The sequence below is a fragment of the Streptomyces sp. NPDC051020 genome (assembly GCF_040683105.1).
In the GTDB taxonomy this organism is placed as follows: Bacteria; Actinomycetota; Actinomycetes; order Streptomycetales; family Streptomycetaceae; genus Streptomyces.
In genome coordinates, this window is the sequence record NZ_JBFBCG010000240.1 from 1 (window position 1) to 1,180 (window position 1,180).

Annotated in this window: 1 pseudogene; it reads right to left on the minus strand. The window is 65.0% G+C overall.

Annotation, left to right across the window (positions count from 1 at the left end):
* Positions 1-538: 538 nt before the first annotated feature.
* A pseudogene (locus AB0N06_RS38950) lies at positions 539-1,180 on the minus strand (hypothetical protein); the annotation flags it as partial.

The following is a 1,180-nucleotide window of genomic DNA, read 5'->3' on the forward strand; positions in this document are numbered from 1 at the left end:
GTCCCGCCCGAGCCGGTCCGCGAACTACGGGACCTGACCCGGGCCCGGACCACCGCCACTGATGATGTGCGGGTTTTTGTCGGTGGTGGTTCGGCGTTGTGATGTCAGTGCGGTCGGTAGCGGGTTTCTGCTGTTCAGTGGGTTGTCGTGGGTGGTTCGACTGCTGTTATGGATGCCGATCTGGTGCTGACGTTTTTGGTGATGATGCGGGTCAGTTGGTTGCCGGTCGGTATGACGTGGGGTGTGATCTGGTGCTGGGCGTATCGGCGGTCCGGTGAGTGCGGTTCCGCACTCACCGCCGAGGACCGGCCATCGGCCACCGGTCACGACGGCTGGTGGGGCGGCCGGTCCGGCGCGGGCATCGGCGCGTGCACCGTCCGTTGGAGGTCCGCGATGTGCTCGCTCCGGGCGGCGAGGACATCTGGCCCTGCCACTGTGTTGCGCGCCGGGCGGGGCCGCCGGCCAAGCGGCGGTGCGAGGCCAGGACTCGGGGCCCCGCCGATGTGAGTCGAAGCCGTTCAGCATCGGAGTCAGCTCATCAATTCTGTTCTTGCGGCGCCTGTATGTCGCGGATGAGTGAGCGCAGGTTGAGGTGAACTGACGCGCGCGGGGCGGCGAGTGACCTGTCGGCGTTCTGGAGGAAGCGGCCGGTCTTCTTCTCCGCGACGACGTAGTCGGCATAGCCCGCAGCACAGGCGAGATAGAACAAGTCGTTCAGGTCGTTGTTGACCCACCTGTCCGAGGCGTTACGCAAGCGGGCCTGTGTGACCTCCAGCACCCCGCCGTTGAAGGGCAGGCTGGTGAAGAAGCCGACCGCCTTCTCAGGTTGCAGGTGGGCTGAGAGTTCCTCGTTGCTGATGCCTGCGAGCATGCATGCTTGAGCGATCTCCACTTTCAGATCGTCCATCATGTACATGGCCGTCACCATGCGCATGTCGCGCTCCGCTGGATGGTCTCGGAGGGACTGGGCGAGCGTGGCCGGGGCAGCGGCCCACCGATCGATAACCGCGTTCGTGACGTCCAGATCCTCCTTCGAGAAAGTCTCCTCCAGCAGGCTGCTCGCCCAGGCTGCCCGCCAGAAATTGGTCAGTGCGTTGTGGCAAAGGGAGCCCCTGTTCGATGAGCAGGGGCTTCTTCGTGTGCCGAGCATGATCGCGGAGGGGTAGGGGCAGACAGCGGA